At 60.8% G+C, this 12,096-nt stretch carries 22 protein-coding genes; 10 read left to right on the top strand and 12 right to left on the bottom strand.

The genetic code is table 11. From position 1 onward, the window contains the following. Positions 1 to 26: 26 nt before the first annotated feature. Both KBY83_RS02740 and KBY83_RS02735 read right to left on the bottom strand, forming a co-directional pair. Entirely contained in the window at positions 27 to 617 is a 591-nt protein-coding gene (locus tag KBY83_RS02740; protein ID WP_255018224.1) for a hypothetical protein, read from the bottom strand. Then, positions 617 to 964 (bottom strand): hypothetical protein, encoded by a 348-nt coding sequence (locus KBY83_RS02735; RefSeq protein WP_255018223.1) that lies wholly within the window; start codon positions 962 to 964, stop codon positions 617 to 619. Before KBY83_RS02735 ends, KBY83_RS02740 begins: the two co-directional genes overlap by 1 nt. A gap of 60 nt (positions 965 to 1,024) precedes the next feature. On the opposite strand from KBY83_RS02735, the gene KBY83_RS02730 reads away from it, so the two are divergent. The 3 genes from KBY83_RS02730 to KBY83_RS02720 all read left to right on the top strand — a co-directional run bounded on the left by KBY83_RS02730 (position 1,025) and on the right by KBY83_RS02720 (position 3,462). After that, positions 1,025 to 1,660 (top strand): hypothetical protein, encoded by a 636-nt coding sequence (locus KBY83_RS02730; RefSeq protein ID WP_255018222.1) that lies wholly within the window; start codon positions 1,025 to 1,027, stop codon positions 1,658 to 1,660. A 218-nt stretch (positions 1,661 to 1,878) separates the two neighbouring features. After that, positions 1,879 to 2,628, top strand: coding sequence for a hypothetical protein (locus KBY83_RS02725; protein WP_255018221.1), 750 nt, complete (start codon positions 1,879 to 1,881; stop codon positions 2,626 to 2,628). A gap of 246 nt (positions 2,629 to 2,874) precedes the next feature. Next, entirely contained in the window at positions 2,875 to 3,462 is a 588-nt protein-coding gene (locus KBY83_RS02720) for a sigma-70 family RNA polymerase sigma factor (RefSeq protein ID WP_255018220.1), read from the top strand. Positions 3,463 to 3,492: 30 nt separating this feature from the next. Here the strand turns inward: KBY83_RS02720 and KBY83_RS02715 are convergent, their stop codons facing one another. Next, positions 3,493 to 3,630 carry a hypothetical protein gene (locus KBY83_RS02715; protein ID WP_255018219.1) on the bottom strand — a complete coding sequence of 46 codons (138 nt, stop codon included), beginning with the start codon at positions 3,628 to 3,630 and terminating at the stop codon, positions 3,493 to 3,495. Between the two features lie 300 nt (positions 3,631 to 3,930). On the opposite strand from KBY83_RS02715, the gene KBY83_RS02710 reads away from it, so the two are divergent. From KBY83_RS02710 to KBY83_RS02685, 6 genes are all read left to right on the top strand, one after another. Further along, a complete protein-coding gene (locus KBY83_RS02710) occupies positions 3,931 to 4,218 on the top strand; it encodes a hypothetical protein (protein ID WP_255018218.1) in 288 nt (95 codons plus the stop codon). A gap of 64 nt (positions 4,219 to 4,282) precedes the next feature. Beyond that, the gene (locus tag KBY83_RS02705; RefSeq protein ID WP_255018217.1) at positions 4,283 to 4,687 is read left to right on the top strand and encodes a LexA family transcriptional regulator; all 405 of its coding nucleotides are present in this window, start codon (positions 4,283 to 4,285) and stop codon (positions 4,685 to 4,687) included. A gap of 157 nt (positions 4,688 to 4,844) precedes the next feature. After that, on the top strand, positions 4,845 to 5,168 hold the full coding sequence (locus KBY83_RS02700) for a hypothetical protein (RefSeq protein ID WP_255018216.1): 324 nt from the start codon (positions 4,845 to 4,847) through the stop codon (positions 5,166 to 5,168). A 263-nt stretch (positions 5,169 to 5,431) separates the two neighbouring features. Continuing rightward, a complete protein-coding gene (locus KBY83_RS02695; RefSeq protein WP_255018215.1) occupies positions 5,432 to 6,403 on the top strand; it encodes an ArdC family protein in 972 nt (323 codons plus the stop codon). A gap of 334 nt (positions 6,404 to 6,737) precedes the next feature. Then, positions 6,738 to 7,010 (top strand): hypothetical protein, encoded by a 273-nt coding sequence (locus KBY83_RS02690; protein ID WP_255018213.1) that lies wholly within the window; start codon positions 6,738 to 6,740, stop codon positions 7,008 to 7,010. Positions 7,011 to 7,512: 502 nt separating this feature from the next. Beyond that, positions 7,513 to 7,665: a hypothetical protein gene (locus KBY83_RS02685; RefSeq protein WP_255018212.1), complete on the top strand. Its 153-nt coding sequence runs from the start codon at positions 7,513 to 7,515 to the stop codon at positions 7,663 to 7,665. A gap of 102 nt (positions 7,666 to 7,767) precedes the next feature. Here KBY83_RS02685 and KBY83_RS02680 read toward each other — a convergent pair whose 3' ends face one another. Both KBY83_RS02680 and KBY83_RS02675 read right to left on the bottom strand, forming a co-directional pair. Continuing rightward, complete coding sequence (locus tag KBY83_RS02680; protein WP_255018211.1) at positions 7,768 to 8,004, bottom strand: chlorophyll a/b-binding protein; 237 nt, start codon at positions 8,002 to 8,004, stop codon at positions 7,768 to 7,770. A 250-nt stretch (positions 8,005 to 8,254) separates the two neighbouring features. Next, the gene (locus tag KBY83_RS02675; protein ID WP_255018210.1) at positions 8,255 to 8,398 is read right to left on the bottom strand and encodes a chlorophyll a/b-binding protein; all 144 of its coding nucleotides are present in this window, start codon (positions 8,396 to 8,398) and stop codon (positions 8,255 to 8,257) included. 194 nt (positions 8,399 to 8,592) lie between these two features. Here KBY83_RS02675 and KBY83_RS02670 point away from each other — a divergent pair, with 194 nt between their 5' ends. Beyond that, positions 8,593 to 8,835: a hypothetical protein gene (locus KBY83_RS02670; RefSeq protein WP_255018209.1), complete on the top strand. Its 243-nt coding sequence runs from the start codon at positions 8,593 to 8,595 to the stop codon at positions 8,833 to 8,835. A gap of 132 nt (positions 8,836 to 8,967) precedes the next feature. On the opposite strand, the gene KBY83_RS02665 is transcribed toward KBY83_RS02670, so the two are convergent. From KBY83_RS02665 to KBY83_RS02635, 7 genes are all read right to left on the bottom strand, one after another. Beyond that, a complete protein-coding gene (locus KBY83_RS02665) occupies positions 8,968 to 9,120 on the bottom strand; it encodes a hypothetical protein (protein WP_255018208.1) in 153 nt (50 codons plus the stop codon). 16 nt (positions 9,121 to 9,136) lie between these two features. Further along, positions 9,137 to 9,397, bottom strand: a complete 261-nt coding sequence (locus KBY83_RS02660) for a hypothetical protein (protein WP_255018207.1) — start codon at positions 9,395 to 9,397, stop codon at positions 9,137 to 9,139. Between the two features lie 128 nt (positions 9,398 to 9,525). After that, positions 9,526 to 9,738: a Nif11-like leader peptide family natural product precursor gene (locus KBY83_RS02655; RefSeq protein WP_255018206.1), complete on the bottom strand. Its 213-nt coding sequence runs from the start codon at positions 9,736 to 9,738 to the stop codon at positions 9,526 to 9,528. Between the two features lie 149 nt (positions 9,739 to 9,887). After that, the gene (locus KBY83_RS02650) at positions 9,888 to 10,436 is read right to left on the bottom strand and encodes a hypothetical protein (RefSeq protein ID WP_255018205.1); all 549 of its coding nucleotides are present in this window, start codon (positions 10,434 to 10,436) and stop codon (positions 9,888 to 9,890) included. Positions 10,437 to 10,439: 3 nt separating this feature from the next. Further along, entirely contained in the window at positions 10,440 to 11,003 is a 564-nt protein-coding gene (locus KBY83_RS02645; protein WP_255018203.1) for a hypothetical protein, read from the bottom strand. A gap of 95 nt (positions 11,004 to 11,098) precedes the next feature. Continuing rightward, the gene (locus KBY83_RS02640) at positions 11,099 to 11,740 is read right to left on the bottom strand and encodes a hypothetical protein (protein WP_255018202.1); all 642 of its coding nucleotides are present in this window, start codon (positions 11,738 to 11,740) and stop codon (positions 11,099 to 11,101) included. Next, positions 11,725 to 12,054, bottom strand: coding sequence for a hypothetical protein (locus KBY83_RS02635; protein WP_255018201.1), 330 nt, complete (start codon positions 12,052 to 12,054; stop codon positions 11,725 to 11,727). The genes KBY83_RS02640 and KBY83_RS02635 overlap by 16 nt, the downstream gene beginning before the upstream one ends. Positions 12,055 to 12,096: the final 42 nt, after the last annotated feature.

Raw genomic sequence — 12,096 nt, 5'->3', positions numbered from 1 at the left:
TGAGCCTCCGTCGAAAGAGTCAGCAGCTATTGCGTTAACCACCGCTCAAGTTGAAGATTAGATTGGACTTCTAGAAGATCAGAAACTCTGGCATCTTTGCGTGCCATCTGATCAGCAGAGCATCGAAAGAAGGCTTCATCGCCATCGATGCTCTCCAGCTTTAGTTGAGCATCACCCATTGAATCCACCAGCCGCAGATGGCGACATCGGCTTCTGGCTTCCCTCAGGAATTCAGGCAACCAGAGCAGCACCCGATGCAACTTCAATGCCTGGTCCTCATGGTCTGAATAAACCCCTCCGTAGGGAATCCGCAAGTAGACGCGACACCAGGACTCCACCCTCTGCACATAGAAGGCGTGACTTTGCATGCCATGCCCCCAGAAGCCGATGGCGAAGTGTCCCTCGGGTGCGTCCCGCAGAAAATCCTCCACATCGGGCTGCACCCGGTAGGGATGCTCAAGGGCAGCTGCAGTGCCAAACAGCAGTTGCCCCAGCCACAGCAACTCCAGATCAGCAGGAATTAGTCCCAGGGGCATCGGCTCACCGATTCGCTCGGCGTAGTGGGCCACCAGACCAGCCGTTGTTGGCGGAGGGATCGCCCTGTTGCGCGGTGCCATCAGGCTTCCTCGCCGTTGAGATCTAGAACAGTCCAGGTGGTGCTGCTCACCGGCCCGCAGGCGACGCCGCAGGTGGTGATCTCAAAGGCCACCCAGTTCGGTTTGTCCACGCTCTTTAGGAAAGCCACCACGTCGACCCCGTCCTCGAGCGCGTCCTGAATGGCGACATGGGCAGCCCACTGGGGCTGCAGTTCGTCGCACAGAAGTTCAGGTTCATCCGGCACCTCATGGCACCAGAAGCCACGCACCGTTGGGGCGTTTGGTTCTCCCGTGTCCTTGAACACCGGCTGCCCCGTGGCCGGGCAGAAAAAGTTCCAGTCGTCGCGTTCCAGTTGGATCAGTTGCATGGCCTTGGTGGCGTGTTTGTGCCACTGTTGCCCCAAAGCCTGTCTTTGCGGCATCAAGCCGTGCGAAAGACCAGGATGGGTGACGTCTCCATGACCATGATGACGGCAGCAGACCCCAGCCCTTCCCCTGACATCGCCGCTGCATCTGCAGCCCGCACCATCGCGCTGCAGATGCTCGAGGAGCGTGGCCGTGGTGCGGTGCTCGTGGGCGTGGCTCGCGTAGATGCAGCCCTGGAGCATCTGCTGCAGGCGGTGATGACCCCGTCAAGCGCTAAAAGCGACGGCCTGTTCCTTCCGGAGCGACCTCTTGGATCGATCGGCGCCAAGGTTGCCCTGGCCAGCCGGCTTGGCTTGATCGATGGACCGGTGGAGCGGGCCCTGAACGTGCTGCGCAAGTTGCGCAACGCCTTCGCCCATTCAGCGGATTCAGCCTCGCTGGGGGATCCAGCCCATAGCTCGCGCCTGGGCGAGGTTTATCCAGACGCGCGAGCCAACCCGCTTTGGACACCCCTGGAAACGGTCTTGGCCGCACAGCCGCCCTCTGCCCATGGGCCGCTGGAACCGGACTTGCGCGATTACATCCTGCTGATCACGATCCTGGTGGCTTTTCTGGAGGCCACGGCCCAGCAGCTCACGCCGATCCAACCGGCAGTGGTGATGCGCTTCTCAGGCGTCAGCCGGGCGACAAGTTCATGATTGAGTCCTGATCGTTTTGATGCATTGCCCGGCCTTATCAAAGCAGCCTTGAATTCAAAAGAGGATTTCTCTGAGCACGGCCAAGCTCCCTTTTGGCCCAGTCAAAAGATAGGGGGCAAACCTCGATGGAAGTGATTTCGCAAAAGTCGACATGCCCCATCTCATTTAGTCTTGCAGAGGGAAGCCGTGTTTAGCCGACCAACCTCAGGGGCAAGTTCATGACACTTCCAGAGCACGGAACGATCACCTGCAGGGCATGTTTCAACGGACTGGAAGGAATTAGCTGCTCTCCGGCGCCCAAGTGGAAAATGGTCAATGATCCGGGCGCATGGGGAAGTGCTAATCCAACATATCTAGTGCTTGGTTTCTCGAAAGGTTTCACGCAAGCGGATGCATTTAAAAACAAGCCCTTTGAGCAGATCGCCTTCGGCGGAATGCGCCCGCGACTCACTGCCGCTTTGCGCTCTGTTGGCATCTTGAATGAAGGCGAGGATGTGAACTCAATGATTGCTGACCCACATTCAAGAATTGCCTTCGGCTCTCTTGTGCGTTGCAGTGTCTCCCGAATCGATGAGAAAGCATCTCGCTCCAAGGGTCATTCCATTTACTCCTGCACAGGCTCGATAATCGCCAAATCCTTTCGTGAGATTCCAGACATTCTTGAGAATTGTTCACGAATATTCCTCCTGAATCTCCCAACATCAGTACGGGCTGTCCTGTTTCTTGGGAATCAGGATTCATATGTAAGAGGCTGTCAGTCATTACTTCTAAAACTGTTTCCAGATTCCTTTTCAAAAGTGAATCAAGTTGCTGCGGATGCAGACAGCCGGCGCTGGGTGCATCTTGCCCATCCGTCTGGCCTGAATGGCCACTTCAATACATGGCTAACGAGAAATCAAGGCAGTGGGCAAAAACGGCTCTTGGCCCAAGAAGCGCTCGCTGACATTGCAAAAAGTTCTACTGCCTAGTCTCCAACCAGCCGCGTTGTGAGGCCAGGGCAGTCGCCTCCTGACCGCCTCGATGCAGCGCTTGGCGTGGCATCGCTTTGTGTATGCGGGCGGGGGGATGGCTTGCCACCAGGCCGTCAAACACCCACCTGAATCCCTCGTCCAGTCCTCGCGCTGCGTCAAGGATCTAGCCATGCGCCCCGGTGGGGCGTCCTTGTCACCTCGCTGCGGCTGGCCGTTGGGGGTGGGGTTCTCTGCCGTCCCCAGATGGCTGCCCCGCTTTCCCGCTCTGCCCTCCGTGCCCGCGATGCCCTGGTGCTCGAGCACCTCTCTCTGGCAGATGCCGTTGCCTCAGCTGTAGCCCGCCGCTTCTTCCCTTTGATTGAGCGGGAGGATCTGATCCAGGTGGCCAGGGAAGCCCTGCTTCGTTCAGTGCTGCGCTGCAAAGCAGGTGAGCCGGCAGAGCCCTATCTGCGCCGCTGCATCTCAGGTGCTTTGCAGCATCACCTGCGCGATCGGGTGCGGCTGGTGCGCATTCCACGCCGGCTGCATGAGCAGGGTCAGTGCCCACTGGGTCATATCAGCCTTGATGGCCACGCCGCTGGCGAGCCGTGCCTGCTCGATCAGCTGGCCAGCCCCGAGCAAGAAGCAGCCAGGCCCGCTGATGATCTAGCGCTGGAGCAGCTAGTAGATCGGCTGCCTGCAGCTCAAGCCACTGCCCTGCGGCTCACTGTCCTTGAGGGCCTCTCGCTCCGGCAGGCGGCAGAGCAGCTGCAAATCAGCGCCATGTCGGTGCAGCGGGCCCAAAAGAAGGCCCTTGAGGCTCTGCGGCAGCAGCTGGCAGGCGGGGGCTGAGGCCTATTGATCTATTGCAGCCAGGGCCGTTCAGCGCAGCGGACCTGGCAGGCGGCGGATCGGCCGCACCTGCGGCTTGAGTGGCGGTGGGATCTGCAGTTGCTGGTCGACCCAGTGGGCAGCAAGGGCTGCCAGCAGGCTGCCTGTGTCGCCGTGGATGCGGAGCATGGCGTTGGCTGAAAGTGCTGCCCACCAGCCTGATTGGGCCGGCCCGCTCCGCCAGCGCATAAGGCGACAGTGCCGCGCAACCAATGGCACAACCGCGGGCATCAATGGCACCAGCGAAAGCTCCGGGAACGCATTTCAGTCCTCGCTGCTGCCTGGCGACTCGAGATCGGCGCCATGTCGGTGTCGCAGCGTGAGGTGCGCCAAGCGGCTTTCAGGCGACATCGAAAACTGAGCCAGAGGCGACACGAAAACTGAGCCACCTGGCGGACCATCCATCGACCAATCCACCTGCGGTTGTCCTTGTTCCGCTCGCGCCGGAGCGGGCTGCGGCTTGGCAGCCAATCGCCTGTGGGTTTCTACGGTGCAGCGATGGCCCAAGACCTCAAGCACCCCGCCACCGGCGATTTGATTGTGTTGGCAGCTGATGAGAAGCTTTGGCGGATCGGCTGGCCTGGCAATCCAGTGCTGGTGGTAACCAAGAGCGGACCAGACGGCAGCGCCCTCTACCGGCTGGCTGACCCCAAATGCAAAACCTGGAACAAGGTTGGGGATATGAAGCTGGTTCCCTGGCCAGAAGCCGCCAGCTGAGCCAATCCAACCCAAGCCACCCCACCAGGAGTAGAACGGCTGTACTGCTGCTATCGCTGGTTTGATGTTGGCCGACCTGCCTATTGGCGAGCCTGTGCCCTTCTGCCCGGGCTCGTTGGGTGAGGGCTTGGATCTCCATGCCGCCCTGATCCCCAACCCGGTCTGCACCTTTTACATGCGGGCCAGCGGCAATGGCATGCGCCAGCACGGCATCAACGACGGCGACCTGATGGTGATCGACCGCAGTGTGGAACCCTGCTCCGGTCATGTCGTCGTCGTTGCCCACCAGGGCAGCTTCTTGATGCGGCCGCTGCTGCGTCAGGGGGAGCAGTGGTTACTTGAACCGGTGCGGCCAGGAGAGGCAGCAATCCCTTTGGACCTAGAGGTCTTTGATCGCTCAGGACTCTTTGGCGTAGTGGTCCATGCGGTGCATCACCTTGGCAAGCCACGACGCTTACGCAAGATCTGATCGCTCCTGCCTTGACCTGACCTGCGTAGAAGGCTGGCCCTAGCTGGGTCGGCTTCCGGTGGGGCTTACTCCGGGTCCTCTCCATTGTGCTTCCTTCCTGCGTCAGTACGCCTCTGGGATCGGTCCCATCGCTGCGCCACACCTGGCGCCGAATCCCATGGCCACCTATTCCGCCCAGTCCAAGTTCTGCCGGCCAGAAGAAGATCCCTTCCTGCTACTTGATCGCGCCTCGCGCTCCATCGAGCAGCTGCTGCGGCGCGATCTGCCGCTGCGCCGCACCTGGAGCGAGCAGCCCTATGGAGAAGAGGAAATCACCCTTCTAGAAGAGGAGGTGCTGCCAGCCATCGCTCAGTGCCTGGCCCGAATCGATGCCATCGATTCAGCCCTTAGCGCAGCTGGAGAAGAGCTCTATCGCCAAGAGGTATTGGCAGCAGCTCAGAAGCGCCGGGTTCTGCTCCCTGGGGAGGTGGCGCTTATCTGAGCTCATGCAGGCCGCCATATCGGCGGCCTGCTCTATCTCTTTTCCCGCCAAGTGCACCTAACGGTGCTGGTCTGCCTAACGCAACTCTTGGTGCTGGGCTGCGGGGGGGGGCGCACCTAGCGGTGCGACAGAGCCTGGAGGAGAAGGGTTTGGTACGCGCAGGGAACTTCAGTGTGCGCAGGTGGCGCAAGGGCTACGCGAGCGGCTAACGCCGCCCTTGCCCTCACCGGCGCGGTCACTTCCAGTCCTTTGCGCCCTATCCAATGGCCGCATCACCAAAGTCACGCAGTAAGAGCTCAGCTCCTTCGCCAGAAGAAGCGCTGGTTCGTGATCTCATCGAGCTCCTAGAAGCTGGCAGCACGCCATGGCGCAAGCCCTGGGATTGCCACACCAGCGGTGTTCACATCAATCTGCTCACACGCCGTGCCTACCGCGGCAGCAATCCAATCCTTTTGGAGCTCGGTATGGCCATGCGTGGCGCTGAGCTGCCCTTCTGGTGCGGCTTTGGGGAGGCCAAGAAGTTGGGCATCTTCCCCCGCAAAGGCTCAAAGTCCGTCCGCATCCTGCGGCCGCAGCTGCACTCCAGCGAGAAGGAGGCGTCCAATGGCGAGAAGGTGCTCCACAGCTGGGCCAGCTACCGCCCCGTGCCGGTATTCAATGCCGGCGATCTCGAGGGTGATGCCTTGGCTGGCTTGATCGCCGCACGGATGCCAGCCCCAGAGGGGCGAGCCACAGAAGCCCGGCCAGCGATTGAGCCGATCGCCCGCGCCGAGCAAATTCTCTCTGCTTGGCCGGTGCCAGCTAGCTGGGGTGGTGAGCGGGCCTTTTATTCCACCAGCTCCGATCGCATTCAGCTGCCGCTGCGCGAAAGCTTCCACGGGGCTGCAGCGCTCTATGCCACCTGGGGCCACGAGGCCATTCACTCCACTGGCCACGCGTCGCGGCTTAAGCGGGATCAATCCGGCGCCTTTGGCTCCAGCAGCTATGCCCGCGAGGAGCTTGTGGCAGAGCTGGGCAGCGTTCTGCTGGGGCAGAGGCTGCAGATCGGCTGTGAGCTCACCAATCACGCCGCCTATCTCCAGAGCTGGATATCAGTGCTGCGCCAATCCCCCAAGGTGTTGCTGCAGGTGATCAGCGCAGCCCGGCAGGCGGTGGATCTGATCTGCCCAGAGCCAGAAGCTCCAGATGCTGCCTTGGTTGAGCATGAGCTCAGCCTCTCTGCTGAGCGCACCTAGCGGTGCGTCGCCGGCTAGGCCGGCTTCATGGGGCCTTTGGCCCCTCCCCCAGCTGGGCACTCATGCGTGGCTGACACCGGGTGCCTGCAATCCAGGCCCTTTGTAATGCCAGGCAGCAGGACCGCATTCCTCGAGGTTTTCTCACCGCTCCCCTTCTGCGTAGAGGCAGCACTCAGCTCCTCTTGCTTTGGTTGATCCCGGCACTAGCAGCCGGCAGGCGGACAGAACCAGCACCGTTGGCTTTGGGCACTGCTGGTAATTCGTCGAGCACCCCTTGCAGGTTGCCCTCACTTGCTCGCAGCAGGAAAGGGCTACGCAAGTGGCTACGCCACCCTTGCCTGCTGCTGCGCCGTGGGGCGTCACCTGGGGGTTCCTCGCCAAAATTTCCATGGCAGCTCCACAAGGCCCCGTCTGCAATATCCGCCTGCTAATCGTCCATCGCTATGCGCCCGGTATCAAAAAGAGCGGCGCTCAGCCCTGCACCGTTGAGCACTTCGGGAGGCGCGGTAAGCCGGTTAAGAAGATGCGGCTGATCCCGGCTGAGAAAGCATTTGCCTTTGCACGCAAGTTCCAAGGCCTTCCCGGCGTCACCGTCTCAGTCTGCTAAGCCCCCCAGTAGGGGGCCATCGGCCCCCTACTGGGGGGCTGGATTGGTGGCAGGGGGGTAAGAAGAGTAGGAAGGAGATAAGAGCAGCGGGCTTTCTTGCTTCACCCACTCCCGCTTGGTCGGGGTTACGCGGCGCTTACGGCCGCTGAATAAACCGTGCAAACCGTGCACAAACCGGGCACTTAACCGGTGGGACAACAGCGCGCCAGGGGATTCCACCGCTCCCGCCTGGTCGGGTTCCATTGCCCCTTCTGCCTGCTTGCCAGCTGGAAGTAGAGCAGCGGCCTGCCTGCTCCAGCCGCTCGCTCCCGCTCGGGCATTCCGCATAGGCCCGTGCCCGCTGCCGCTCCGGGAGTTGCGCTGAGCAAAAGCGCCCATTCAGCACATCAGCTGGATAGAGGGGCCCATCAGCTCTGCAAAACCGCTCTCCAGTTTTCCCCGCTTCTCGGGGTGTCAGGTGCGCGTTCTTTGCATCTCAGCGATGTTCCCGCTCTCCACCACCATGCAGTCCCTCATTGATGCCTGGGAAGAAGCTCAGTCTTCCGGTCAATGGCAGGAGCCACAGCCCGAGCCCGCCTATCCAGCAGCCTGGTGGCTAATCCAGCTGGAAGAAGAGCCCCAAGAGCTTGAGCCTCCCCTGCGCTGGTCCGTCTAGCCGGCCAGCTGGCGGCCTTGGAGGCCGCCGGTTAATCCATTGGCATCAAGCAAAAACCCCCAGGCAATACCTAGGGGTCAGAAACAAAAGGCCTGGAGGTGCTTAGAAGCAGAAAGGCAGGAACTGGGTACGGCAGGCGGCGTAGCCATCCACCAGGGCGCCGAGGCCAATTTGATGGGCAATACCAAAGCCGGTGAGGCCTTCCACCACGATGCCGGTGACGATGCCAACCATGGCTGCGCGGCCGTTAAACAGTTCCACTTGCTTGAGCTGCTCCATGAGGGTCAGCTGTTCCGCGCTGTTATCAAGCGCTGAATCGTTAGAGGGAGTGTTGGTCATGGCTTTTGGTGGCGGAAAAGTTGCTGGGAAGCTGAATAGATGAGAGCTACAAGCTCAATCGGCAAGGTCCGGCTGGTTGAGAGCACCAACAATCCAGGCACCGAAAAGGAGAACTGTGATTGTGGAAATCATTCAACCCTCTTGGCCAGGTCCGTAGGCCGGCTCAGCACGTAGATCGTCATTGCCGAGAGCACGGCAGTGATCAGGGCAACGACCGAAATTGCAGCGGTGTAGTCGGTTTGCATGGCGCTCAACCCAGACCGATCTGGGAAAGGATGCCCTGGCCGGTGAGCAGCTCGGTGCCAAGACCGATCACAAAACCAAGCATTGCCAGACGGCCATTCCAGGTTTCGGCGAAAGCGACAAACCCAAAGCGAGAAGTGGACTCAGTCATGATTGTGACGAAGTGTTAAAGCCAATGTAACAGGTTATGAACATGCGATGCAAGGGGTGCCCCGCTCTGGCCTGCTCGGCTACCAGCGACGCTTTCTGTCTGCTCCCACTGACAGGAGCAGCAGCCGCCAGCCGTCACCAGCAGGGTTGATGCAGAGCGCTTTGCCGCAGTCATTGGCGCCCGCTTTGATCTCCATGACAATTGATCATTCAGACCGCAGGCATCTCGCGCTAGCAGCAGAGCTGGTTTCAGGTGAGCAGCAGTCCATGCAGCAGGACCTTGACTACCGGCTTTTGGAATCCACCTACCGTCAATCAGCTGAATACGCAGCGATGGTTCAGCGCTATCCGCTGCTGCGTAGCTGGATCAGCGCTTGCGAGTCTTCTGAGCTGGTGGGCCATCCACCATCGGTGGGCGATGAGCAACAGGCGGCATAAGTTCGCCGAGCCGCTACAGCACCAGCGACCCCAAGGCTTGAGAACTGGAGTTGTGGGAGTTCTGCCGGTGATCAAGGCGAAAGGATGACCGCCATCGGCGGCTTACCCCCCCTATCAGAGAAGGACTAGCAGTTACCCCTCGGCTGAATCCTGAGCTGCAAGCGGATCTGGCAGGCCTTGGGTGATCGCCAAGGCTCGTTTGTAGATCGCACTTGAGGTTGCGCCGGCAGCCTCCATGGCGATCCGCATGTTCTGCCAGTAATCCAGTGTTTTGGCTTGAGTCATGGGTGCTGCTCCGGTGTCAGGCGCAAGCGGCCGCTATGCCGCGGCGCCGGCCCAGAGGTTCGATCCATTCGTTCAGCACAAGCTTGTGCTGAACAAGACGACTTGGCAGGCGGCAGCCAAGGTTGATCTGCCCCTCGTCAACCAAGCGCCCCAACCGAATCGCCAAGGCTTCCTCGTGGCGGGCAAAGGCGCCTTGGTGGGAGGCAACCCAGGAGATCTCATGCTCCGTGATCACACCGCTAGAGATCGACTCCAGAAAGACTTCCCCGACTGTCATGAGAGCCATGTAACGACTTCGTTACATGCTGCCGCGCCCGGCCTCGCTGCGTGGCTCCCGCGGGCTCGGGGGCTGGCCAAGGCAGGCGGCTGGCTAGAGCACGCCAGTCCTTGCAGAAGCGTTGGGGCTCAGTAGTTGGAGGCTTTATCGCCTCCTTGCAGTTCCCCTGCGTTGTGGTGCTCTAGCCAGGCGTTTTGCAGGTCAGCTCTGGTGAGCCGGTAGCCCAGCTGGCGGGCGGTGCGTAGCAGCTCCTGGCGGCTATGGCACTGGCGCAGGACCTGCTGGAGTGCCGGGCTGGTTTCTGCATCAGCCACCAACCGCTCCAGATCAGACCAGCTCATCCACTCAAAGCAGAGATGGGTTCAAGCTCGCGTGAACTGGTGCCTGCTGCCAGGTTCCCTGCGGCACATTGCGGCGCATTGATGCCTTGGCGGAGCGTTGCGATCGCAGGAGCGATCTGCTGAGAGCACAACAAGCCAGTAGCAAGGCCTCAGGTCGCAGCCTTGAGGGCAGCCACCTCTGCCTTGAGGGACTGCAGCTCATCTAAAAGCGCGTTTACGAGCTTGTCGATATAGCCCTTATTGGTCAGGTCACTGGCCGCAACTGGCGGGCTAGCTGCTGCAGGACAAGAGCCAAAGGTCACCTGGCCGCTGCTGTCCTCAATTCGCCAGGCCGATCTAGAAGACGGCAACTGGCAGCGAAAGAAGGTCCCGTCGTAGTACAGGTAAACGTCACGGCCATTGAAGGTTGAAACGCCGCCGCTGTTGGCCCAGCGCAGCGGGCCGTTCATCACATCGCCAGCCTTATTGACGTAGGTGGTTGCCATCGCAGCGCTGAGCACGCCGTCGGCGGTGATGCTCAGCCCAGCACCCACCTTGATGCCGCCCAACACCGTGACCGTCGCTACGGGCAGGACGTAAAGGGAGGAGGGCACAAACAACTTGGCGTCAGTGCCCAACCTGGCGCTGTTGCCGGCATCAGCCGACACCGCGCTCGGGCCAGCCGGGCCCTGCAGGTTGGCAGCAAGCGACCAGGCCACCGCTCAGCTCAGCGTGTACACATTCCCGCTGTCCTTATCCAGGTACAGGTCACCTGGAATAGAGCCAGGGATATCTTCCGCAGGAGCGCCGCTGCCGTTGAACCAGCCCGTACCGCGCATGCCCTGGACGCCAGCTGGTCCTTCTACTCCTTGAGCGCCAGCAGGGCCTATTTCTCCTTGAATGCCAGCAACGCCCGCAGGGCCCTCAATTCCCTGTGGTCCTTGGATCGAGCCGCCATTCACCCAGCTGCTGCTGGCCGCATCCCATACCTGAAAGGAGTCATCGGCCTGCACGATGTAGGCATCGCCCTGGGCTGCACCAGCTGGCAGCTCCGTTTCTGTTGCCACCTGGCCCTTAAAGGTGATGCCCAACCCCGCAGCACCCTGGATGCCCTGCTGACCTTGAACACCATCAGGGCCAATGGGGCCCTGGATGCCAGTTTCTCCTTGTGGTCCCTGGACGCCTTGGGCGCCATCAGCGCCAGCAAGGCCCTGCACCCCTTGGGCGCCCTGAATACCTTGCTCACCCTGTGGACCTTTAAGAGAGCCACCTGCTACCCAAGCCATGGTCAAGCGGGCCAGTAGCCCGGTGTGTCAACAGCAGCTATTGCCGTATCGAACCGCTAGCCGCAGCTGCAGCCGCGTTCAGCAAGCTGACTGGACTAGAGCGACCCGTAGGGAATCTTGCGCATGGCGCGCACAGGAGAAATAAACACCTTGGGCATCCAAGAAAACAAGCCGCTATCGGTGCTCAACACATAGCAATCGCGCGTATCCCTCTCTGATGATGTCCAGTGAATTATTGGTATAAATGCTTCCGCCCCACCCCACTGAAAGGCAGGGTTTAAGCACTGGGCTGGCATGTATGGGGGGAACAGGTAGTCACGCCTTGGCACTGCATATGGGTTGATCCCATCTCCATAGGCTGGATCAGCCACGTTTGGCGTTGCTGTTGGCTTGAGATGGAAGTAGGCAATCTCCAGCTCGTAGTGCGCTGGCATGTACCAATCGTCGTAGCCGTTGATATTTAGTGCCGCGCACCACTGCGCAGCAGGGTGAACACCATTTTGGATCATCCACTCAGTGTTCGCCCAGCCGTCATGCCTGCTGCCGCAACCACCGCTTGGCCCGTAGTCCCTATAGGTCGGGTTGTATGCCTGCGGGTAAACCTCGGGCATGCCGGTATTAGAGCCGCCAGTAGCGCCCGCATCACGCGGCGCGACGATTAGGTAATGGGTGGGGTTGCCATCTGCCGTATGGCTAATCAAGCCAGCAAAGTAGCCGCCACCTATGGGTGCGCCCACCTCTGGAATAACAGGAGCAAGCGGCTCAATGCCAAGCGGCAGCCAGGTCCCCTGATTTGCCATATAGGCATGGGGAACGCCAGCAAGCACCTGGAAATCACTAGTAGCTGCAGGGCCTTGCGGCCCCGCTGCACCAGTAGGCCCCATGACGCCTTGCGCTCCTGCTGCACCAGGATTTCCTGCAGGGCCTTGCGGTCCCTGGGGCCCTTGAGCGCCTTGGCTGCCTTGCGCCCCGGGCGCTCCTTGAGAGCCCTGGGGACCTTGAGCGCCAAGGGGCCCTTGAACACCTTGCGGGCCAGCAGGGCCAGCAGCACCAGGCTCGCCCACTGCCCCTGCCACGCCAGGTGGTCCAGCAG

Source organism: Cyanobium sp. WKJ7-Wakatipu (assembly GCF_024345355.1).
Taxonomy (GTDB): Bacteria; Cyanobacteriota; Cyanobacteriia; order PCC-6307; family Cyanobiaceae; genus Cyanobium_A; species Cyanobium_A usitatum.
The sequence above is the reverse complement of the archived record's forward strand: the minus strand, read 5'-3'. Positions and strand labels throughout refer to the sequence as shown.